This window comes from Chroococcidiopsis sp. SAG 2025 (genome assembly GCF_032860985.1).
Taxonomy (GTDB): domain Bacteria; phylum Cyanobacteriota; class Cyanobacteriia; order Cyanobacteriales; family Chroococcidiopsidaceae; genus Chroococcidiopsis.
In genome coordinates this window covers 1,477,533-1,499,803 of record NZ_JAOCNC010000001.1, presented here as the reverse complement: position 1 = coordinate 1,499,803, position 22,271 = coordinate 1,477,533, and the positions used below count along the sequence as shown (strand labels likewise).

The 22,271-nt window shown below is 44.7% G+C and carries 22 protein-coding genes, 1 tRNA gene and 1 pseudogene; 12 read left to right on the top strand and 12 right to left on the bottom strand.

The window, feature by feature from the left end; genetic code table 11:
• Positions 1-195: 195 nt before the first annotated feature.
• On the top strand, positions 196-543 hold the full coding sequence (locus N4J56_RS07275; RefSeq protein ID WP_317105855.1) for an STAS domain-containing protein: 348 nt from the start codon (positions 196-198) through the stop codon (positions 541-543).
• 85 nt (positions 544-628) lie between these two features.
• Here the strand turns inward: N4J56_RS07275 and rpsF are convergent, their stop codons facing one another.
• Complete coding sequence (rpsF, locus tag N4J56_RS07270) at positions 629-952, bottom strand: 30S ribosomal protein S6 (RefSeq protein WP_015153705.1); 324 nt, start codon at positions 950-952, stop codon at positions 629-631.
• A gap of 130 nt (positions 953-1,082) precedes the next feature.
• Complete coding sequence (locus tag N4J56_RS07265; RefSeq protein WP_317105854.1) at positions 1,083-1,727, bottom strand: M23 family metallopeptidase; 645 nt, start codon at positions 1,725-1,727, stop codon at positions 1,083-1,085.
• Between the two features lie 459 nt (positions 1,728-2,186).
• On the opposite strand from N4J56_RS07265, the gene N4J56_RS07260 reads away from it, so the two are divergent.
• On the top strand, positions 2,187-2,570 hold the full coding sequence (locus N4J56_RS07260) for a hypothetical protein (protein ID WP_317105853.1): 384 nt from the start codon (positions 2,187-2,189) through the stop codon (positions 2,568-2,570).
• 66 nt (positions 2,571-2,636) lie between these two features.
• Here N4J56_RS07260 and N4J56_RS07255 read toward each other — a convergent pair whose 3' ends face one another.
• Complete coding sequence (locus N4J56_RS07255) at positions 2,637-4,043, bottom strand: lipid-A-disaccharide synthase (RefSeq protein ID WP_317105852.1); 1,407 nt, start codon at positions 4,041-4,043, stop codon at positions 2,637-2,639.
• A 455-nt stretch (positions 4,044-4,498) separates the two neighbouring features.
• Here N4J56_RS07255 and N4J56_RS07250 point away from each other — a divergent pair, with 455 nt between their 5' ends.
• From N4J56_RS07250 to N4J56_RS07240, 3 genes are all read left to right on the top strand, one after another.
• Complete coding sequence (locus N4J56_RS07250; protein WP_317105851.1) at positions 4,499-8,485, top strand: magnesium chelatase subunit H; 3,987 nt, start codon at positions 4,499-4,501, stop codon at positions 8,483-8,485.
• A gap of 50 nt (positions 8,486-8,535) precedes the next feature.
• Positions 8,536-9,111, top strand: coding sequence for a Uma2 family endonuclease (locus N4J56_RS07245; RefSeq protein ID WP_317105850.1), 576 nt, complete (start codon positions 8,536-8,538; stop codon positions 9,109-9,111).
• 101 nt (positions 9,112-9,212) lie between these two features.
• Positions 9,213-9,731, top strand: coding sequence for a GNAT family protein (locus N4J56_RS07240; RefSeq protein ID WP_317105849.1), 519 nt, complete (start codon positions 9,213-9,215; stop codon positions 9,729-9,731).
• Positions 9,732-9,864: 133 nt separating this feature from the next.
• Here the strand turns inward: N4J56_RS07240 and N4J56_RS07235 are convergent, their stop codons facing one another.
• On the bottom strand, positions 9,865-11,232 hold the full coding sequence (locus tag N4J56_RS07235; RefSeq protein WP_317105848.1) for a DnaJ domain-containing protein: 1,368 nt from the start codon (positions 11,230-11,232) through the stop codon (positions 9,865-9,867).
• Positions 11,233-11,308: 76 nt separating this feature from the next.
• On the opposite strand from N4J56_RS07235, the gene N4J56_RS07230 reads away from it, so the two are divergent.
• On the top strand, positions 11,309-12,412 hold the full coding sequence (locus N4J56_RS07230) for a tocopherol cyclase family protein (RefSeq protein WP_317105847.1): 1,104 nt from the start codon (positions 11,309-11,311) through the stop codon (positions 12,410-12,412).
• A 214-nt stretch (positions 12,413-12,626) separates the two neighbouring features.
• Positions 12,627-12,700 (top strand) — tRNA-Arg (locus N4J56_RS07225).
• 108 nt (positions 12,701-12,808) lie between these two features.
• On the opposite strand, the gene N4J56_RS07220 is transcribed toward N4J56_RS07225, so the two are convergent.
• The 4 genes from N4J56_RS07220 to psb34 all read right to left on the bottom strand — a co-directional run bounded on the left by N4J56_RS07220 (position 12,809) and on the right by psb34 (position 15,314).
• Positions 12,809-13,363: a dCMP deaminase family protein gene (locus N4J56_RS07220; protein ID WP_317105846.1), complete on the bottom strand. Its 555-nt coding sequence runs from the start codon at positions 13,361-13,363 to the stop codon at positions 12,809-12,811.
• Positions 13,360-14,865 (bottom strand): thymidylate synthase, encoded by a 1,506-nt coding sequence (locus N4J56_RS07215; RefSeq protein WP_317105845.1) that lies wholly within the window; start codon positions 14,863-14,865, stop codon positions 13,360-13,362. Before N4J56_RS07215 ends, N4J56_RS07220 begins: the two co-directional genes overlap by 4 nt.
• Before the next feature lie 72 nt (positions 14,866-14,937).
• Positions 14,938-15,066 carry a hypothetical protein gene (locus tag N4J56_RS07210; protein WP_317105844.1) on the bottom strand — a complete coding sequence of 43 codons (129 nt, stop codon included), beginning with the start codon at positions 15,064-15,066 and terminating at the stop codon, positions 14,938-14,940.
• 77 nt (positions 15,067-15,143) lie between these two features.
• Positions 15,144-15,314, bottom strand: a complete 171-nt coding sequence (psb34, locus tag N4J56_RS07205; RefSeq protein WP_317105843.1) for a photosystem II assembly protein Psb34 — start codon at positions 15,312-15,314, stop codon at positions 15,144-15,146.
• Between the two features lie 316 nt (positions 15,315-15,630).
• On the opposite strand from psb34, the gene N4J56_RS07200 reads away from it, so the two are divergent.
• Positions 15,631-16,647, top strand: coding sequence for a sulfate/molybdate ABC transporter ATP-binding protein (locus N4J56_RS07200; RefSeq protein ID WP_317105842.1), 1,017 nt, complete (start codon positions 15,631-15,633; stop codon positions 16,645-16,647).
• A gap of 115 nt (positions 16,648-16,762) precedes the next feature.
• Entirely contained in the window at positions 16,763-18,415 is a 1,653-nt protein-coding gene (locus N4J56_RS07195; RefSeq protein ID WP_410500443.1) for an ABC transporter substrate-binding protein, read from the top strand.
• Positions 18,416-18,528: 113 nt separating this feature from the next.
• Here N4J56_RS07195 and N4J56_RS07190 read toward each other — a convergent pair whose 3' ends face one another.
• Positions 18,529-18,819, bottom strand: coding sequence for an AzlD domain-containing protein (locus N4J56_RS07190; protein WP_317105839.1), 291 nt, complete (start codon positions 18,817-18,819; stop codon positions 18,529-18,531).
• A 77-nt stretch (positions 18,820-18,896) separates the two neighbouring features.
• Positions 18,897-19,553, bottom strand: coding sequence for an AzlC family ABC transporter permease (locus tag N4J56_RS07185; RefSeq protein WP_317105838.1), 657 nt, complete (start codon positions 19,551-19,553; stop codon positions 18,897-18,899).
• Between the two features lie 223 nt (positions 19,554-19,776).
• Here N4J56_RS07185 and N4J56_RS07180 point away from each other — a divergent pair, with 223 nt between their 5' ends.
• Both N4J56_RS07180 and N4J56_RS07175 read left to right on the top strand, forming a co-directional pair.
• Positions 19,777-19,962 carry a hypothetical protein gene (locus N4J56_RS07180; protein ID WP_317105837.1) on the top strand — a complete coding sequence of 62 codons (186 nt, stop codon included), beginning with the start codon at positions 19,777-19,779 and terminating at the stop codon, positions 19,960-19,962.
• Positions 19,943-20,038 (top strand): annotated as a pseudogene (locus tag N4J56_RS07175) (type II toxin-antitoxin system PemK/MazF family toxin); the annotation flags it as partial. The gene N4J56_RS07180 and the pseudogene N4J56_RS07175, both read left to right, overlap by 20 nt.
• 52 nt (positions 20,039-20,090) lie before the next feature.
• Here the strand turns inward: N4J56_RS07175 and N4J56_RS07170 are convergent.
• Complete coding sequence (locus N4J56_RS07170) at positions 20,091-20,405, bottom strand: isoprenylcysteine carboxylmethyltransferase family protein (RefSeq protein WP_317110585.1); 315 nt, start codon at positions 20,403-20,405, stop codon at positions 20,091-20,093.
• A gap of 147 nt (positions 20,406-20,552) precedes the next feature.
• On the opposite strand from N4J56_RS07170, the gene N4J56_RS07165 reads away from it, so the two are divergent.
• Positions 20,553-21,689, top strand: coding sequence for an IS4 family transposase (locus tag N4J56_RS07165; protein ID WP_410500401.1), 1,137 nt, complete (start codon positions 20,553-20,555; stop codon positions 21,687-21,689).
• Between the two features lie 95 nt (positions 21,690-21,784).
• Here the strand turns inward: N4J56_RS07165 and N4J56_RS07160 are convergent, their stop codons facing one another.
• Positions 21,785-22,162, bottom strand: coding sequence for a hypothetical protein (locus N4J56_RS07160; protein WP_317105835.1), 378 nt, complete (start codon positions 22,160-22,162; stop codon positions 21,785-21,787).
• Positions 22,163-22,271: the final 109 nt, after the last annotated feature.

Genomic DNA, 22,271 nt, shown 5'->3' with positions numbered 1-22,271 from the left:
TCATTAAACTTAAGGACAAATTTTTATAGGTTGAAACTTCCCATGATTCTTGAGTAACCAAATTTCAAATTCCCTTGAATGGACAAGCTTCAGACAATCGACAATTTGCGCCAGTTGATTCGGGCTTATATATAAATTCACAATAACTGGCTTGTCTAAATCCCTATTGTATGCACTGATAAATCGGCAATAATAATGATGAGTACACAAGAATTTCAACTAATTTTGCTCCAGCCACCAGAACGCCTAGACGAAAATGGTGGTAGTGCCTTAGAAACTCAATTGGCTAGGCTAATGCCTCAAAAGCAATCTCTCTGGGTGATCGATCTAGCCCAAGTTGATTTCATGGATAGTGCTGGCTTAGTTTCCTTGGTTAGTGGGTTGAAATCTGCAAGACAAATCGGTTGTCGTCTAGTCCTATGTAACGTGCAAGCTTCCGTAAGGCTAGTATTAGAACTAACACAACTTGATTCTGTATTTGAAATTTTTGATAGCTATGATGAAGTGCTAACAACTGTTAATTCACCTGCTCTAATACGTTAGTTGGCGATCGCCTGAAATTGAGAGTTTTGAAAAATGAAAAAGGGTGGGCATTGCCCACCCTACTTGTTGTAATTTTACAATAGCTTTATTCCACTGCTGCGGCTTCAGGGGTGGCTGTTGGTTCCTCTGACTTAAGCGTCAGGTAGCGAATGACTTCTTCGCTCAAGCGCATTGCCCTTTCCATTGGAGCTATAGCTGTCCCTGGCGCTTCATAGTTCATTTGAACGTAAACGCCTTCGCGCTGTCTGCCAATCTCGTAGGCAAGACGGCGCTTACCGCGCAGCTGAATTTGTAGGTTAGTAGCTCCCTGATCTTTGAGGAAGTTTTCATATTTAGCGATCGCCTGTTCGATCTGTTCCTCTCCCAGGTCGGGACGCAAAATGTACATTGTTTCGTAAGCTGATGGCATGGTACGCTCAATAATCTCCTTTTGGACAAAAAGGCTGCTCTCAGTTTTTTGACGAGCAGCAAGGATTCATCATTATATCAGTTGATGAGTGGTAATTGGTAATTGGTCGGCAGATGCTAGCAAATGACAATTAAGACTGCCCATCTTTTTGCTGAGCGTACATGACCCGCAGGACTAAAGCGGGGTCGATGTAATTGTTAGCGTATTTCAAACCCCAATGTAGGTGAGGTCCTGTGGTGCGTCCAGTCATACCGACACGACCGATTCTAGCTCCAGCGGGTATTGTTTGCCCTTCCCAAAGGACAATTCCGCCTTCGCGATCGATCATGTAGCGGTTTTTGCCTTGAGTACCGACCTGTCCTTGCATGTGACAGTAAATGTGATCCCAAGCTCCAGAACGAATAATAACGTGCGTACCGCAGGCATCGCGATCGGCAACCTTGACTATTGTGCCAGTCCACCAACTGCGGACGTAACTACCTTGAGGTGCTACTAAATCTAAACCACTGTGAAATTCTAAGCCCGAACCGCCAGTAGGAGAGCGACGGTAGCCGAAAGGCGAACTATAGTATTGGAAATTTTCGACCGGAAAGGATGCTTTGCGCCAAAGATTACCAGTGGCAATTTTGTTTTGCGCTACTTCCTCTGCTGTCACCTTTTTTTGATGCCATGCTAGTAGGGGTAAGCTGGCGAGACTGAGTGCAACCAGCAGCAAACTTTTTTTGGAAACAGTAAAACCCAGTCTTTGAAACCTCAGGAGTTGAAATTGCTTCATGCTTTGACTCCTAGTTCTGGGTAATGGTTTGACACCACAGGCATTAGCAGAATTCGAGCGATCGCAACTTGATTCATATAACTTAAATAAAATAGTGGCAACTGACTAGCGGAGAAGGAAAAATTCCGATATTACTGACTGATTAGTTTTAGTAGACTGTTGAGGTCGAACATGTGTTGCCTCCATCTGAGAATTTATATTTAAGTTCGCTATAGATTTAGGTTCGCTAACAATGTGAATAATCAGATTTTTCACAATTTGCTGAAAATCCTGCAAAAACTTAACACGATTTATCTTGCCATAGCAAGGGTAAATCTACGGAAGGACGCATCTACTCTGAGCTAGTTATCAGTAACCAGCATCCGGCAAGCTGTGCAGAACCACTCGCGAATGTGTAAATTTATCGTTAGAATTTTTAAATTAATGAATTAAATATCGATCGCCAGACGCTCTTACCTCATGCTGACAGAAATGTTGCCGTTTACTCTCAATTTAGATGCTACTGCGATCGCTGGAGCTAGTTTGTGGTCGCTGGCGTTATATTTAGCTTTTTCAGGCATAGGCGACTGGATAATACACCAGCTCCAACGCTGGTTTAATTTTGCCGAGCGATCGCTTTATATAAATCGAGCAGAATTTGAAAAAACCCGCATAGCGAGAGAATCTCAGAATGCTTTTTACGCTTCGTTATTCAGCATTGTGCCTTTTTTGATTTTTGGCAGTTTGTGTAATTACGGCATCGAACTGAGCTTAGGTCGGAGTTGGGCAATTAGTATGGGTATACTTGCCTGCGTTAGTTGCGGAGTCTACGAGTTAGGACGACGAGACGGTAGGGAACAGTGAACAGTGAACAGTGACCAGTTAGTTATTTTATCTCCTCTACTCCCTACTCCCTGCTCCCTACTCCCTTTATTTGCCAAGTTCTTCGTAAACAATTTGAGCAATTTTAGCAGCTGCTCCTGTTTGTCCGCGCACGCTGCGTAATTTGGAGCGCATTTCTTCTAGTTTTTCTGGATGCTGTAGATAGTCGAGTACGAGTCCTGCTACAGTTTGAGGCTGGAGTTTACCAACCAGTTCTGGCACAATTTCCGATTTTGCCCAGATGTTGGGCCACGATCGCAAGCCCAATCGCTGCAATACTAACCAGTTAATTGCTTTTGCCATACTCGTTCCTATTAAAGGTAAATTTACGAGTACCCCTGGGATACCATCCCAAGCCCGCATCGCGTCTAGTTGCTGAGTTGGTAACAAAACAATCATTGGCACGCCTAGAGAGCCTAGTTCGGCTGTATTTGCGCCTACGGTTGTCAAGCACAAACAACATTGAGACAACAGATCGTAAGCCGGCGATCGCGTCCACAATTCTACTACTAAGCCGCTAGCTGTTTTTAGTAGGGGTGAGGAGTGAGGAGTGAGGGGCGAGGAGTGAGGAGTGAGGGGTGAGGAGTGAGGAATCAGTTCGGCTGTGGAACCTTCTACTAAAGGAATAATTGGATTTTTTTCACGGTTGGCAAAGTCAGCCAAGGTTTGCACGTCTAAAGTAGGTGCGACGGGAATGACAAAGCGCGTTTGCGGTCGTTGTGTATGAATGTATTCGGCGATCGCCAGCATCAACGGTACTCCCTGTGACAGTTTCGCAGCTTTAGAGCCTGGTAATAAACCAATTAATTCAATTTTGGATTGGTCATGGATAATTGGTAATTGGTAATTGGCAATTGGTAATTGGCAATTGGTAGTTGGTAGTTGATAGTTATTCTCCCCTGCTCCTCCTGCTCCTCTGCTCCCCTGCTCTCCCCTCACTCCTCGCTCCTCACTCCTCACTCCTCCAGAGGCTTCTGCCATCAAATCCCCTACTACCGTAAACTTGTGGGTATGTTTTGATGGAGCGCTATCGATTAAGTTTGGTTTCATGACGGCAAAGCGATCGATCCAACTCTGCCAGCGCGTCTCCCACTCGGCATAAACTACAGTGCGATAGCTGAGGCGCTTGCCAATGATGACTGAAAATAATTGATCTCCACCTAAAAACACGACGACACCGCGACTTCTCCAATCCCAGTTTTCTGCGGTTTTGCCCCAGAGCAAAAATTGCCAAAAGTATTCTGCTGGTTGTACTCGATCGACTTCTGGATAAGATTGGGCGATCGCGGCTTCTTTGCCACTAGCATTCGGACAAGGAGAAAGCACTACCGAAATTCTGGCGCGATCGCGATCCTCTCCTAGTTTCTGGCGCAAAGCTTGCACGACGGGACGCACCCAGGTTGTGACTTCCCCAGGACCATTAGACAAAACTAAGATATCGATGTTATTTGTCATTTGTCATTGGTCATTTGTACCTTTTCATATTCTTGTTTTTAATTTTTTAGACTTTTATGACTATCATAAAACGAAGATTTAACAGCATAATTCTAAAATTTATTTATTAAAGTTTTGCAAAGATTAGTCCAAATCCTAATGATTAACGACTTCAGGTAAAATTAACAAACGTAACGAAAAGTTACGAAATTTTTATCAAATTGTGTCAGTTACAGCCTGAGTCTAACTTTTGGTAGGCACTTTCTGATAAAAAAAACTCATGTGCCGTGTATTTTCTACGCCGATCGCAGTTCGGTTTTTCAACTGTAACGCGACCAGTTCGCAATCTGTAGAGGTCGCCGAACTTACTGCGTAGAGGTACAAGTGGGACATTAGGAAAGTGTGTATCTGGTGTCCTACGTTCATTGCCAGAGATCCCTACAGACAGAGAACACGCATCAAAGGAGCCTTACCGAATGTTCACACACGTCAAGTCCACCATCCGACACATTACGCCCGACAACCTGGCAGAACGTGCTTTGATCAAGGTGGTCTATGTCGTGCTAGAGTCCCAGTATCAGAGTGCCTTATCGCAAGCGGTACGCCAAATTAACCAAAGCAATCCGAATTTGGCGATCGAAATTAGCGGCTATCTGATCGAAGAACTCCGAGACCCTGAAAACTACGAGGAGTTTAAGCGCGATATCCAAAGTGCCGACATCTTCATCGCCTCACTAATTTTTATTGAAGACTTGGCGCAAAAGGTGGTAGCTGCAGTAGAACCGCACCGATCGCAATTGGATGTGGCTGTTGTCTTCCCCTCAATGCCAGAGGTGATGCGCCTTAACAAGATGGGTAGCTTCTCGATGGCGCAGTTGGGACAATCCAAAAGCGCGATCGCCCAATTCATGCGCAAGCGAAAAGAAAAATCTGGGTCTTCTTTCCAAGATGGAATGCTAAAGCTACTCCAAACCTTGCCCAAGGTACTGAAGTATTTACCCATCGATAAAGCCCAAGATGCGCGTAACTTCATGCTGAGTTTTCAGTATTGGTTGGGCGGATCGCCGGAAAACCTGCAAAATTTCTTGCTGATGCTGGCGGATAAATACGTGTTGAATGGTGTAGAGAGGTTGCATGCAACCTCTCTACAATACCAGGAACCAGTAGTTTATCCCGACATGGGTATTTGGCATCCTTTGTCAACCACTATGTTTGAGGATATCAAGGAATACCTCAACTGGCACAACAGCCGCCTAGATATCTCTAGCGACTTAAAAGACCCGCTAGCGCCTTGCGTGGGACTCGTACTGCAACGCACCCACCTAGTCACGGGGGATGATGCCCATTACGTTGCAATCGTACAGGAACTTGAAGCAATGGGGGCGCGGGTGGTTCCTGTCTTTGCTGGTGGTTTGGACTTTTCCAAGCCTGTTGATGCTTATTTCTACGATCCGGTCAGCAAAAATCCGATTGTCGATACGGTGATTTCCCTCACCGGATTTGCTTTGGTAGGTGGACCCGCACGACAAGACCATCCCAAGGCAATTGAAGCACTGAAGCGGTTGAACCGTCCCTACATGGTTGCCTTACCTTTAGTGTTTCAGACAACGGAAGAGTGGCAAGATAGCGATCTAGGTTTGCACCCGATTCAGGTGGCGCTACAAATTGCCATTCCAGAATTGGATGGGGCGATCGAACCGATTATATTATCAGGTCGAGACGGTGCGACAGGAAAAGCGATCGCCCTGCAAGACCGCGTTGAAGCCGTCGCCCAACGTGCGATGAAGTGGGCTAACCTACGTCGCAAGCCAAAACTCGCAAAAAAAGTTGCCATTACCGTATTCAGCTTCCCACCCGATAAGGGTAACGTGGGGACAGCCGCCTACTTAGATGTATTCGGTTCCATTTACGAGGTGATGCAAGCCCTGCGAAATAACGGCTACGACGTGCAGGATTTGCCAGAGTCGCCCAAAGAGTTGATGGAACAGGTGATCCACGATGCCCAGGCGCAGTATAGCAGCCCCGAACTCAACGTTGCTTATAAAATGTCCGTACCGGAGTACGAAGCGCTTACTCCCTATTCGCAAAAATTAGAGGAAAACTGGGGTCCACCGCCAGGGCATCTCAACAGTGACGGGCAAAACCTTTTGGTATACGGCAAGCAATTCGGTAATGTTTTTATTGGCGTACAGCCGACATTTGGTTATGAAGGCGACCCGATGCGGTTGTTATTCTCCCGTTCTGCTAGCCCCCACCACGGTTTTGCGGCTTACTACACGTATTTAGAACAAATTTGGCAAGCCGACGCAGTGCTGCACTTCGGGACGCACGGTTCTTTAGAATTCATGCCAGGAAAACAAATGGGGATGTCGGGTGACTGCTACCCAGATAATCTGATTGGCATGATTCCCAATTTGTATTACTACGCGGCAAATAACCCCAGTGAAGCCACAATTGCCAAACGCCGCAGTTATGCCGAAACGATTTCTTACTTAACACCGCCAGCCGAAAATGCTGGATTGTATAAGGGTTTGAAGGAATTAAGCGAACTAATCGGTTCTTATCAAACTTTAAAAGATTCCGGTCGCGGTATCCCCATTGTCAACACCATCATGGATAAGTGCCGGATGGTGAATTTAGACCAAGATATTAACTTGCCAGAGCAAGATGCCAAAGATATGACTGCCGAGGAGCGGGATAATATTGTCGGCATGGTGTATCGCAAGTTGATGGAAATTGAGTCGCGGTTGTTGCCTTGCGGGTTGCATGTCATTGGGAAGCCGCCTTCAGCAGAGGAAGCGATCGCAACTTTGGTTAATATTGGTAATTTAGATCGGGCTGAAGAAGATATTCAGAGTTTACCTCGGATTATTGCCAATAGCGTCGGGCGGGATGTTGACGAAATTTATCAAAATAGCGATCGCGGTGTCTTGGAAGACGTGCAATTATTACAAGACATCACCCTGGCTACCCGCGCCGCCGTTAGTGCCTTAGTAAAGGCACAAACCGATGCAGAAGGCAGAGTTTCTCTGGTTTCTAAACTCAATTTCTTCAATATGGGTAAAAAGGAACCTTGGGTAGAAGCCTTGCATCAAGCAGGTTACGCCAAAGTCGATCCGAATGCCCTCAAACCCCTGTTTGAATATTTAGAATTCTGCTTGCAACAAGTTTGTGCGGATAACGAACTAGGGGCTTTGTTGCGGGGATTAGAAGGCGAGTACATTTTACCTGGACCTGGTGGCGACCCGATCCGCAACCCCGATGTATTGCCTACAGGGAAGAATATTCATGCCCTCGACCCGCAAGCAATTCCAACAATGGCAGCGGTGCGATCGGCGAAAATCGTCGTAGATCGCTTGTTAGACCGCAATAAGGCAGAAAATGGGGGAAACTTCCCTGAAACCATCGCCTGCGTCCTCTGGGGAACCGATAACATCAAAACTTACGGCGAATCCCTGGCACAAATTATGTGGATGGTCGGCGTGCGTCCGGTTCCCGATGCCTTGGGACGGGTGAACAAGTTGGAGTTGATTCCCTTAGAAGAGTTGGGACGACCTAGAATTGATGTTGTCATCAACTGTTCCGGTGTTTTCCGCGACTTGTTCATCAACCAAATGAACCTGCTAGATCAAGCGGTGAAAATGGCGGCGGAAGCAGACGAACCTGTAGAAATGAATTTTGTCCGCAAACATGCTTTGAAGCAAGCTGAGGACATGGGAATTAACTTGCGTCAAGCTGCAACCCGCGTATTTTCCAATGCTTCCGGTTCCTATTCATCCAATATTAATTTGGCAGTAGAAAACAGCACTTGGGACAGCGAAGCTGAGTTACAGGAAATGTATCTCAAGCGCAAATCCTTTGCTTTTAGTGCTGACAATCCTGGGACGATGGAACAGTCGCGGCAGATTTTTGAAACTACGCTCAAAACTGCTGAGGTGACATTCCAAAATCTCGATTCGTCCGAGATTAGTTTGACGGACGTATCGCACTACTACGACTCAGATCCAACGAAAGTTGTAGCAAGTCTGCGGAATGATGGTAAGATGCCTGCTTCCTACATGGCAGATACAACTACAGCTAACGCTCAAGTCCGTACTTTATCAGAAACCGTGCGTTTAGATTCCCGTACCAAGTTGTTAAATCCCAAGTGGTATGAAGGAATGTTGTCTCACGGTTATGAAGGCGTGCGGGAACTTTCCAAGCGGTTAGTTAATACAATGGGTTGGAGTGCAACTGCTGGTGCTGTCGATAATTGGATCTACGAAGATGCTAACGACACCTTCATTAAAGATGAAGCCATGCGTCAGCGGTTGTTGAATTTAAATCCGCATTCCTTCCGCAAGATGGTTTCTACTTTATTAGAAGCAAATGGACGCGGTTATTGGGATACTGATGAGAACAATTTGGATCTGCTGCGTGAATTGTATCAGGAGGTCGAAGACCGGATTGAAGGCATAGAATAGTTTTAGTAGGGCAGGTCTTACCTGCCCAAACCCTAATATAAAATCTTCCTATGAATGCCTTAACGCTCAATCTGAATCCTGTAATTAAGTTGACAGACGAGCAATTTTTTCAGCTATGTCAAGCAAACGAAAATTTGAGATTTGAGCGCAACGCGACTGGAGAACTGATCGTAATGACACCTGTAGGGGGAGAAAGCAGCAACCGTAATGGCAGAATAAACCAGCAGTTATTTAATTGGGCTGACACAGATGGAACTGGGATAGCTTTTGATTCCTCTGGTGGATTCAAGTTACCCAATGATGCAGATCGTTCTCCCGATGCTGCATGGATAAAATTAGAGCGTTGGAATGCACTAACCCAACAGCAAAAAGAAAAATTTCCTCCTATTTGTCCTGATTTTGTTATTGAGTTACTTTCGCCAAGTGATAGCTTAAAAGTAGCTCAAGATAAAATGAAAGAATACCGAGACAATGGCGTTTGTTTAGGTTGGTTAATCAATCGTAAGTCTCGGCAAGTAGAGATTTATCGACAAAATAGAGAAGTTGAAGTATTAGAAAATCCTGCTACTTTGTCAGGGGAAAATGTTTTACCTAATTTTATTCTAAATCTAGAGTTTATATGGTGATAGTGACAGCAAATAATTTGATGATTCTACTTTGATTTTAATGCAGTTGCCAAATTTAAATTCAGAAGCTTTTATTCGTCATCCATATAGTCAAGAACCTCGTGTCACTTCGCGTTTTTATCAGAAAACCAACCAAGGAAGATTGTCAAGAATTGGTATCTCTTCACCGAAGAAGCGAGAAGTTCCATTTCCCCTGGGCTTTTCCTCCACTTAATGAGCAGGAGTGTAAAAACTATATCAATTGTTGCCAAAATGAGGATTTTGAAGGTTTACTGATTTGCCATTTAACCGACCATAAAATTATTGGAGTAGCAAATTTCAGTCAAATCTTCTATAGAGCGTTTCAAAATGTTTATCTTGGTTATTACATTGATGTAGATTTTGCAGGTCAGGGATTGATGTCAGAGGGTGTGCGATTAGCAATTAATTACGCTTTTGATACACTTAATTTACATCGAGTTGAAACCAATATCCAGCCTGAAAACAGAGCATCAATTAATTTGGTAAAGCGACTAGATTTCACGAAAGAGGGCTTTTCTCGACGATACCTAAAAATCAACGGAGAATGGCGTGACCATGAACGTTGGGCTTTAACGGTTGAAGATTGGGTAAAGAGTTAGGAGGTCAATGTAGAAATTATTATGCAAGAGTGGCTCGAGACTGCGAAGGAATGAGAACGTGATATTTCTGAACCAGAACAGCAATTGAAATCAGCCCAATTTTTGTAGAAATATCGCTACATTCTCCCAGCACTCAATCTAACTGCCAAATCTTAATCGTCATATCCCGACTGCAACTAGCGAGTACGTTCCCTTGTGGATTGAAAGCAACCCCATTCACCCAGTCAGAATGTCCCTGAAGCGAACATAACTGTTTTCCCGTACTGGGATACCACAACTTAATCGTATTATCTCCCCTGCTAGCTAAAGTCTGCCCGTCGGGACTAAATACCACAAATCCTACATAGCTGTGATGCCACGTCACAGCAGAAAAAGGTTTAGCCGTACCCAATCGCCATAATTTAATTGTCTTGTCATAACTAGCACTGGTTAAAAACTGCCCGTCAGGACTGTAGGAAATTGAATTGACCCAACTCGAATGTCCTTTAAGGACGTGCAGCAGTTGTTCCATGCCTAAATGCCAAATTTCAATGGTTTTATTACAGCTACCAATCGCTAAAGTTTGCCCGTCAGGACTGAAAGCAACAGAATATGCTGAGTTTGCTTGACCGACACGGGTATCTAATCTTTGTCCTGTAGTTAAATCCCAAAACTGGATCGTCTTATTTTTACCATTACTAGCCAGCTTTGTCCCATCAGGCGCGATCGCAATCGACCAAACTGGATCGGCATGTCCGATTAATGTATGCAGTAATTCTCCCGTATCTAGCCGCCAAATCTTAATCGTACGATCGTCGCTACCGCTAATTAACCATTTGCCATCGGGACTGATAGCAATAGATCGTACCCATGCTGTATGTCCGATCAGAGTCTTTAATAATTTTCCTGTTGCTAAATCCCAAATTTTAATTGTTGTATCCGCACTAGCACTAACTAAAGTTTGCCCACCTGGACTAATCGCCACGGCAAATACCCAGTTCGTATGTCCGATGAGAGTGTTGACGCATTTCCAGCGAGTGTGAGGCGATAGCTTAGGTGTTTTGGGTTTTGGTTCCAGTTCTAGAGCAATTTTAAAATCAGAGTCTGCCCGATGTTTGTATCCCAATCGAGAACAAGCGAGTCCGCGATATTTGTAAGCAGCTGCGAAGTTAGGTTGGAGGCGAATCGCTTGCGTAAAATCCTCGATCGCCACGATATATCTACCTCGTCTCGCGTTCTCCATTCCTCGCTTAAAATAAGTCTCAGCGCAAGATTTGTAGGTTGAGTAAGTCCCTGTAACCGTAGCTACTCTACTCGCGTGTGGCTGTTGCCATTTGAGTTGCTGGTACGCCTCGTTAATTTTTTTGATTTCTTCTTCGGCTTGCTGCTTTAATTGGGAGCGATCGGGAAATAAATCGGGATGCCAAGTTTTCGCCAAGGTACGATAGGCGTGCTTTACCTCAGCAGCAGTTGCACCAGGTTTTAGTCCTAGTATTTGGTAATAGGTTTCGACTTGACTCATCTCAATGGCGATAACTTTCTTGCATCAATAGCATGAGGCGATCGCTCATACTGGAATAGGACTTACAAATCCGGTCATGGTTAGTATTCCCAAAAATTTTTCTTTCTCAACACAAACTCCCTCAACACAAACTCCTCATAGTGGTTATCACTGGGATGGTAGCGATCGCCGTTTTTTTGAAGGCTGGTATTACCGCGTCACGTTACCTGCTGGCGACACTTTTGCTTTCATGTACTCCATCGAAGATCCTATCGGTGGTAAAACCCATAGTGGAGGCGCAGCCCAGATTCTCGGTCCCGACGATAAATATTTATGGCGGACTTATCCTGATGTCAAGCGCTTTTGGGCGAGTCCGACTCAACTCGCTTTAGGACATTGGGGACAAACAGACTTAGAGACTCAAGCAAATTGGCTTTCTCCTGACGAATTCGATCGCCACATCCAACAGGGTTATCAGGCGACTGCGACCTGGAACCAAGGTATCATCCGAGATCCCGCCAATAATGGTTATTGCCGCTGGCAGTACGAGATCCAACCGATTTATGGATGGGGCGATCGCGGTAGAATACAGCAATCTACGGCTGGTTGGCTGTCTTCGTTACAAATCTTTGAACCTGGCTGGCAAATCTTGATGGCGCACGGTTTAGCTACGGGTTGGATCGATTGGTACGGTAAGCGCTACGAGTTTACCAATGCCCCAGCCTATAGCGAAAAGAATTGGGGCGGTGCTTTTCCTCAAAGATGGTTTTGGCTGAATTGCAATAGTTTTGACGACGAACCCGACTTAGCTTTAACTGCTGGCGGTGGTAGACGTGGGGTGTTGTGGTGGATGGAATCTGTAGCAATGGTAGGCTTGCATTATCGGGGTAAATTTTACGAATTCGTCCCTTGGAACTCCGAGGTAACGTGGAACATCCAGCCCTGGGGTTGCTGGCAAATGCAGGCGAGAAATGCTGACTACGAAGTTATTTTAACGGGGACGACAGATTTATCTGGCACTCCCCTACGTGCGCCCACCCAGAATGGGCTAGTTTTCTGCTGTAAGGATACGATGCGCGGGCAAGTGAGTTTACAACTCTATTCTTGTCGTGGTGGCAAGAAATCGATCCTGGAGGCTACAAGTTCAGTCTGTGGCTTAGAAATCGGTGGCAACCCGTGGGATAGTGCGTGGCAGAAATGAGGAGTGAGGAGTGAGGAGTGAGGAGTGAGGAGTGAGGGAGAGAAGAGAGCTGAGGGAGCGATCGCTCCCGATCGGGAGCTGAGGGGAGAAGAGAGCTGAGGGAGCGATCGGGAGCTGAGGGAGAAAAATTACTGCTGGCTCCTGACTCCTGACTCCTGACTCCTGTGTTTTGACTTTTGACTTTTGACTTTTGATGCTATGATCGCAAAGGATTGGGGCTGTAGCTCAGTTGGATAGAGCGAGCGCCTCCTAAGCGCTAGGTCGCGCGTTCGAGACGCGCCAGTCCCGTCAAAATTCAAGCCTTACAGCTATGTCAGCAGGGAAAGCTGTTTGCCTGAATGACAAACGCTCGACGCTTGTAATCGCGAATTGTTCAAAGTGCCATAATTCACAAAACTAGCTAATATAAGTATTTTCATACCTAGCAATAGATGTAGGATTGAGCAGGAAGAAAGCAGCTTTTTCCTGCGTTACTTCAGATAAATGAATTTGTGCCAAAGTAACTAATCCTTCCGTGACAAAAGAATCTCTAACTACAGCATTTTCTCCACCATTAAAGGAAGTTTCATAAAAAACTTCTTTAATTCCAGCTGAAATAATTAACTTTAAACAAGATAGACAAGGTTCTAAAGTCACATAAATACTCGCCCCATCAGTAGATGTACCATGTTTGGCAGCCTGGGCGATCGCGTTTGCCTCTGCGTGTACAGCCCGTGATGGTAGGCTCTTACTAGCGTCACAACTGCTCAACCCCGGATAGCAGTATCCTTGAGCAGTACAATGAGCCGAACCAGACGGCGAACCGTTATAACCTGTTGCTACAACCTGCTTGTTTTTAACAATTACAGCGCCAACTGGAAAAGCAAGGCAAGTTGAACGAGTAGCTGCTAGTTTAGCCAACATTAAAAAGTACTCATTCCATGTTGGTCTTTGGTCATCGCTAGCTGTCATTTTCCGTCCTGGTTATATAACTTTCCTGTTTTCAAACACTCAGATGCCTTTTGCAACTCCATTCCTAAATATCCAGCATGATCTGGACGAATAGAAGGAGAAGCAGCACAAATTTCTCTTAATAGCTTTAAGGGATTTTTCCCAGAATAGCAAGCAACAACCTCACCGTTACCAGGTGTTGTTTGGGTAACAACTATCTCACCATCTGTAACTTCAATTAGGAAGTTTCCACATGGATCGTTATAGTCTAATTGTTTAGCAATTACTGCGTACTGCTGCTTAATCAGTTGGTCTACATTTTCCCAAGTATCGTCATATATGTGGGCTGATTGGCTAATTGTAATCAGCGGTCCCATGCGTAAATCGTAACTAGAACGAGCGGCAATTTCATCTCGAATATGCTGTTGTAACGCCCTCAATCCCATAGCGTTTGCAGCCCATGCCGAAAACATATCGTTACTGCGTAACGTCGCTGTTAATGATATTTCTTGCTCGACAACTCTCACCCAAATATGATTTAAACACGGGCTACCACCTTTTTCATGGTCTTTCACATCCCACAGTGTCATGACGGCACTAGCAGCATCGATCTCTCCGATCAGCTTTTGAATCACCTGCTCGACTTGATCCCGACCAAAATGCGATCGCAATCTTTGACCGTAAGTATATTTCACCCCTTCTCTATAGGGCTGGTCGTCTAAAATCTGCGAGAGATATTCTTGAATGAAAGCGCGATCGCATGGTAAATAATTTGGTTCGGGAAAATAGAAATCCTCTGGTTCGTCAGTGACAATTGCCATCAGATCAATCAATTCCTGCCATTGCCCATCGTAGCCAGTAGGTCGAATTGTTCCTGTCGTTTTGATTCGGTGAATAATTTTCACCCAAGTTTCAGCAATTGTTTTTCCTTCAATTCGATGTCCGTAACGATTTCCAGGTAAAACTGTAGGAACTACACTCCCTATAGGAAATTCTAAAGGCACACCCCAAGGCTGTATTTCTTGTTGTTGAGTCACAGCAACAAAATTGCGCGTCTGCTCAACTGCTTCAGTAATCGAAAACACTTCCTTAACTACAAGATTTTGCCGCAACTGTTCCAATGCAAAAGCATCGACTTCCATATCGATATACCCAGAAATGGAGGAACGAATTATCCAGCAGGGCTTTCCCGTATCGCTTGACCCTGCTGCAAAGCCATGCTCGAAAAAATCTAACAAGCACTTCGTACCCCCTGAGTTTCTATCTTCTTTAGTAGCGTTGAGAACGACTAAGAAACGAACGTGAGGATTGGCGAGTAAATTGCGGATCAGCAAGTTAATTCCCCGCGTTGGCGAGTATAACTGTCCGATGACTGCATATTCGCTCTGTTGCAAATGCTTAGCGATCGCCTGTTTGACAGTCCAACCAGTCACTACTGCAACTTGTCCAGTGCCATATAATAGCTGGTTTGGTTTATGCGAGGGTTTGTAATGGTACTGTTTTGTAGAATCGGTGACTGTCACAGGCTTACATCACAAAAGTAACTCTTGTAGAATACCTAAACCTGAAACAAAATTGCCAGTTACTCGCATCTTTTAACATTCGTCATGGGCGATCGCTACCAATTCGTTCTGTGTAGCAAAATAACCCACATCCATATCTACACGATTAGCTGGCACAACTTCGCAAATAAAGCTGCTGGGTAACAAAAAACCTCGACTCAAGAGCCGAGGTGCAAGAGGAGGAATTAAATGCCGATGGGAGCTACTGTTATCGAACTTAAATCTTGAAATTAAAAAACTTAGCTAGCAACTAGAGCAACTAATACTATAGCCATGACAAATACACCAGCGATCGCGCCTTGAAAAGCATAGCGACTCTGTTGTTCTGGGGATGGATACTCGGAATAGTACATTTGTGGCTCGGTAGCGTAGTTATTCAGAATGCCTTCTTCGTTGGTAGTCGTGTACATAGTGTTTACTTCCTATTTATTAACTCTTGTAAACTAATGTAACAAAAATGTTACGAAAAAGCAAGATGACTTGACAAATAAAAAATAAATAGTAAGAAGAAGTATTACTTATCTATCAGCGAACCAGCAGTTACAACAGACAGGAAAATTGTTGTAATGTATTGACTAACTCAGTTTCGGCAGACAAGAGCTGCTAATGTATGGTATATATCTACTGTAATCCCACCGATAAACTGGAAATTAAAGGGATAAGTTATTGTCGAATGCTGACAACTGATTCCTAAGCCTCCAGCCCCTAGCCCCTACCTCAATCAAAATGGGTATTGTTGTAGAAAACGTCACGAAACAGTTTGGCAGTTTTACCGCTGTCGAAAACGTCAGTTTAGAGATTGAAAGTGGTTCATTAGTCGCTTTGTTAGGTCCGTCAGGATCGGGGAAGTCTACGCTTTTACGTCTGATTGCGGGGTTGGAGATGCCGGATAGCGGTAAAATCTTGCTGACGGGTAAAGATGCGACCAATCAAAGCGTACAGGATCGGAATATTGGGTTTGTATTTCAGCACTACGCTTTGTTCAAACATATGACGGTACGCCAAAACGTCGCCTTTGGGATGGAAATTCGCAAAGCCACCAAAGGGAAAGTTAAAGGGCGGGTAGAAGAATTATTAGAGTTAGTGCAATTAAAAGGATTGGGCGATCGCTATCCTTCGCAGCTTTCAGGCGGACAGAGACAAAGAGTTGCCTTGGCGCGGGCGCTAGCGGTAGAACCAAAAGTTTTGTTACTAGACGAACCCTTCGGGGCGCTAGATGCCAAAGTGCGGAAAGATTTACGCGCCTGGTTGCGCCGCCTCCACGATGAAGTCCACGTTACGACAGTATTTGTCACCCACGACCAAGAAGAGGCGATGGAAGTTGCTGATGAAATTGTCGTGATGAATAAAGGTAAAGTCGAACAGGTAGGAACACCAGCCCAAATTTACGACCATCCCGCCACTGCATTCGTAATGAGTTTCATTGGTCCAGTGAACGTGTTACCGAGTACGGCGAAAATATTTCAGGGTAACGGGTTTGATTCTGCCCACCCGGAAATCTTCCTGCGTCCTCAGGATGTGGCGATCGAGACAGAACCCAACGGTACGAGTGTCCCCGCGAGAGTCAGTCGGATTATTCATCTCGGCTGGGAAATTCAGGCAGAGTTAACTTTAGATGACGGACAAGTGGTGATGGCGCATCTCACCCGCGATCGCTTCGACCAACTGCAACTCGAACCGCAGCAAAAGGTTTATGTCAAACCCAGAGAAGCGAAATCTTTTCCGTTATACTATTCGATTTAATGTCATTGGTCATTTGTAAGTGGCTAGTATCTAGTGGCTAGTGGCTAGACTTTTTTCTAGTCACCAGCCACTAGCCACCAGTCACTCTCTACTGGCTAAATCGGAAAGAAACAATATGAACTGGTTTGGTTTATCGCGCAGGCAATTTTGGTCGTGGGGAAAGTTTTTGAGTCTGCTGAGTTTATGCTGCTTGCTGATTGTTAGTTGTAATACTTCTCGTCCGCCAGCACAAACAACAACGCCTGCTACTGGCGCTGGTGGGGGTAACAGTCGCATTACTGTGGGGACGACTCTACGACCGAGAACTATCGATCCCGCAGATAATTACGAGTTGGCAGGCACTAATATTACTACTAGTTTGTGCGATCGCCTCTACACGTACAAATTAGGTACGGGAGAATTAGAATCCCAACTAGCTACAGCTTTACCTAAAGTCAGTCAAGATGGGTTAACTTATACAATTCCCATACGTCAAGGAGTTGTTTTTCACGACGGAACGCCATTCAACGCCGAGGCGATGGCATTTTCCCTAAATCGGTTTATCAAAAATGGCGGGAAACCAAGCGCGCTGTTGTCAGATGTGGTGAGTTCTGTAGCGACAACAGGAAATGAGGAAATAACAATTAAATTAAAAAACTCTTTTGCGGCATTCCCATCAGTCTTAGCTTTTCCTGGGATGTGTGCCGTCTCTCCCAAAGCCTATCAAATTGGTAGCGGTAAATTTTCGCCTACGAAATTTGTTGGCACGGGACCGTATCAGTTAAGGCAGTTTACACCGAATTTAGTACGGATGGATGCATTTGATAAATATTGGGGCGCAAAACCGACAAATCAAGGGATTGACTTTCAAATTCTCTCGAATGCGGCGAATTTATACAATTCTTTTCGTACTGGTGCGGTAGATATTGCCTATCAAACCTTCGATCCGCAACAGGTAGAGAGTTTAAAACAGCAAGCAACATCAAAAGGATGGCAGGCAATTGAAGAAAAAAGCAATACTGTCACCCACATGATTTTGAATGTCAAGCAAAAGCCTTTAGACCAGTTGGAAGTCAGACAGGCGATCGCGTCTATGATAGATCGTCCCCTACTGATACAACGAGTTTATCAAAATCAGGCACAACCACTTTACAGTATGTTGCCCGATACTTTCGACAGTTACAAACCCGTGTTTCAATCGGCTTATGGTGACGGGAATGTGGAGAAGGCAAAAGCACTATTAGCCAAAGCCGGATACACCAAAGAGAACCCATTAAAATTACAAGTCGTTTATCCTGGTTATTCCCTAATTCGGGAACAAATAGCTGGTACTCTGAGGGGATACGCAGCGCAGAAACTCGAAGGAATCATTCAAATTCTGCCCCAACCAGAAGAATCAGCTACCTTTTTCGCCAACCAAGCCAAAGGAGCATATCAGGCAATTTTACAAGATTGGTATCCCGACTTTGGCGATCCTGATAACTATATTCAACCATTTTTAAGTTGTCCTAAAGGCGATGCTAGCGGTTGCGAGAACGGTGCTAGTCAAAGCCAAGGTTCGTTCTACTACAGCGATCGCATGAACAAGTTAATTGCCCAACAGCGCCAAGCACAAGATCCGCAAGCGCGGGCAAAAATCTTTGGCGAAATTCAAGATGCGATCGCCCAAGACGTGCCAATTATTCCTCTAGTTCAAAATAAAGACTACGTTTTTGCCCAAAAAGGACTTCAAGGCATACAAATTGACCCGATTTTGAAACTTCCCTTGTGGCAGATGAAGAAAGGCTGAAAAAGTCAAAAGTCAAAAGTTAAAAGTCAAAAGTAGGGGCGGGTTTACCTAGAATATAGGTCGAAATCGGAGTCGATTGGTAAACCCGCCGCCCATACAGTATATTAGTTTAACTACAGGCTAGCGATCGCGCCAAAGACAAGACAACCAAAGGCGATACGTAGGAGAAACGGTAGCTTGATAATACTTGCAACTACAACAACTATACTTGCAGCGATCGCCCCCCAAATTTCTACACTTGACTGTCCCAAATCAGCCACGCTACTAGTAGCCATCACCAAAATTACCGCAAAACCAATTTTATCTAACCAATTCGCTTGCAGCCGTGTCCTTACCCAAATACCGACACTTCGCATCAAGAAAGTACCCAAACCAGCCAATAAAATAATCCACCAAACATGCATCTAAACTTCACCCTTTCTTAGCGTTCTTAACTTTGCGTCTTTGCGTCTTTGCGTGACATAAAAAAGACCTTTTGCAACTACTGATAAATTTTGGGCAACAACGCAGCCAAGCAAGTAACCCCGAAAATCGACAATAAAAAACCCAAAGTTCCCCAACCTTGAGTTACCAGTACCAAACCAACACCGATCGCCACTACCAACCACTCTCGGCTGAGGCGATCGCCAATACTATCAACTAGAAGACAGATAAACAAACTCGGCAAAGCGAAACTCAACCACTGTACGGGTAACTTTGCCCCGATTTGACATCCCAACCAAGTTCCAGAAATCCAACTCAACCAACATAGAATATGGATGCCGAAATAGTAGAAATGCGATCGCGGTTTGCTAGTAATATCTACAGCAAAAGCCTCATCTGTAAGCCCGTGAGCCAGAAATAACCGTTGTCCCAGCCCAAAACTGTTGAAAACCCGGTTACTAGCCAGACTCATCGGAATATGTCGCAAATTAATCAACAGCATCGTCAGCACGATACTTCCCCAGAATAAATCTTGCTTTATTCCTTCCAAAGCGGCAAATTGGGCAGCACCAGCATAAACCCAAACAGACATCGTAACCGCGGCTGATGTGGATACACCTACCCCAGTTGCCAGCGCCCCAAAACTCATTGCCACGGGGAAATAGCCAACTCCCACCCCCAAGGCGCGATGAATGCCTTTCAAAAACTCATGCATTGACCTTTCTCGAATCCGCTACAGCATTAGTTTAGTTAGTGGGGGCAAATTCAGTCTTGAACGATCTTGCTCTAGATTTATTTAGTAACAGCGTGTTTCAGTGGTGGCAAATACCTTGAAACGAAGCACGAGATTTTCGCCTGCCTGCTCTCATGCAGTATTAGCCTACTGGTTGACACATTAACATAGAATCAAATATCGTATCCTGTCGTGAGAACTTGAAATGGATGCTTTAGTCCGAGAACTCGACATAAAACTGCGCCAATGGCAACCTGATATCGCTCATCAGGTGAGACAATACCTGGTGGAGATTATTGAACTGGCAGACCAAGACGCTTTAGATATTCTTCGTTCTAGAGCAGTTGAACAAGAAGTGTTGGATTTGATTGATGAACCTAAAACCAGGTGAGATGTGGCTGGCTGATTTAGGACTTGCAGCCAAGACGCGCCCTGTCATCATTGTGTCTCGCTACGATCCTACCCCCTTTGAACTCTCGTTTGCCACAATCTATAGGTGAAATACCGCTGGCTATAGCTTTAATACAGAAACGGAACTAATTTCCAAGTTTTGTCTGCATATATCTTGTATTCTTCTCCAAAACTTGCTTCTAGCATCTTCTCTTCTACACCAATTCGGTAAGCTCGTGACGTAATTCCGATAACTACAATAGCTATCAACACAACCCAATTCGTAACAGCTAATCCCGCGCCTATCTCCATCAGTAATGTTCCAAGATATCCAGGATGGCGAATAACGTTGTACGGAGCTTGATTTACAATTTTCTGCCCTTCGATAATCTGTAATGTCCTTGTATAAAACTCACCCAGCGTTTTAGCAGCACTACGGTTCAGTTAAGGCTCAAAGTGTTGTAAATTAAGCATTGTTCCCAAGAATGGAAAGTGAGTGTAGTGCATCTGAAGGATTTCTCATTGTTGTCTCCTACGATACAAAGTAGTGATGTGTTCAAAGCGATAGAGGCAGCCATCCCATCCACGGAGATCGAGCAAGCGATCGCTAAAACTAAAGTTTGTGAACAACGTAAACGCTCGTTACCAGCACAATTGGTAATTTGTTTGGTAATTGCGATGAGTCTGTGGTCACGAGATTCGATGAGAGATGTGCTGAAAAACTTAATTGATGGGCTGAGCGAAGCATGGGTGAAAGTGGGGAAATACTGGCGAGTTTTTTGTAAATCAGCAATAACGCAAGCCCGACAACGATTAAGTCCAAGGGTGATGAGTCAATTGTTCCATCAACTGGTGCGACCAATGGCTAGCACCGATACCAAAGGAGCATTTCTCAATGGATTGCGAATTGTGGTAATTGATCGGACTTGCTTCGATCTGCCAGACAGCGATGAAAATGCGAGAGTTTTTGGTCGTCCGAGCAGCCGTCCTGGCACACAAGCCGCATTTCCCAAACTGCGATTAGTCATTTTGGTAGAAGCAGGAACACATTTAATCTTTGATGCATTGATGTGTCCATATCGAATAGGAGAACGAGTGCGGGCATTAAGATTATTACGCTCCGTGAGTTCAGGGATGTTGTTGATGTGGGACAGAGGGTTACATTCTTATGCAATGGTGCAAGCAACTGTCACAACTGGTAGCGATTATTTAGGAAGAATTCCCGCAAATGTCAAGTTTTTGTGCGAAGAACCACTGGCGGATGGTTCTTATCTGAGTTGGATTTATCCACCTGCTAAATTCCGCTCAAAAGCTTGCCAGCCCATACAAGTCCGAGTGATTGAATACACAATTGGTAATACCGACAACCCAGAGGAACAACTAAGATATCGCTTAATTACCAGCTTATTGGAATTGGAGAAATTTCCGGCTCAACTACTGGCGATTGAATATCATCAACGCTGGGAAGTAGAAAATACTATTGATGAACTCAAAGTACATTTATCAGGACGAAAAACTCATATTCGCTCTCAAAAACCGCGTGAAGTTGTGCAGGAAGTTTACGGGTGGTTGTTAGGACACTGGGCTGTGCGGTTATTGATGTTTCAAGCTGCAAAGAGCGCGGGTATCACTCCTTTGCGTCTGAGTTTCACTGGGACATTGCGAGTTATTCGTCGTGCTATCCCGAAATTTCAACGCTTGCAATCACAAGAACTCCCCTTTTTTTAAGTTGGTTAACTGTAGAGATTTTAGACACTCTGTTACCTGAACGAGTTTCTCGTACCAATCCCAGAGTTGTAAAAAAACCTGTATCCAAGTTTCGCTCAAAAAAGCCAAGACATCGAGCCACCCCCTCCCGAACCAATCCTCCTATTTTCTTTATCCTCAGCACAGCGTAGCCTTAAATGAACCGTATTGGTTTTAGCAGCCCAATATCGCATTGCTAATCCACCAAGCATCAGTGTTAATCCCAGCCAGCCAACATTTGCATGGCTCCAGTATCCGACTTCATAACTATTTAAGATAGGCGCAGCAATGACAAGCAAAATACTAATCATGCCACTGCTCCACAGCAGTTGAGAACTGCCTGCATCAGCTAGTCCTGGTTTGAGCTTGAGTGCCTGTTTACCTTTTCTCAACGAACGCTCCATCACAAAGTAGCAAGCAATCAAGAGGTATGCCAAGACAGTTGTAATTGTCATACTGACTTTTCTAAATACAGAAATAAATCATCTAGAACTACTATATTTCCCTGGCGCAACTCCGACAAAACGCTTAAATTGTCTAGTTAAATAACTTCGATCGCAAAAC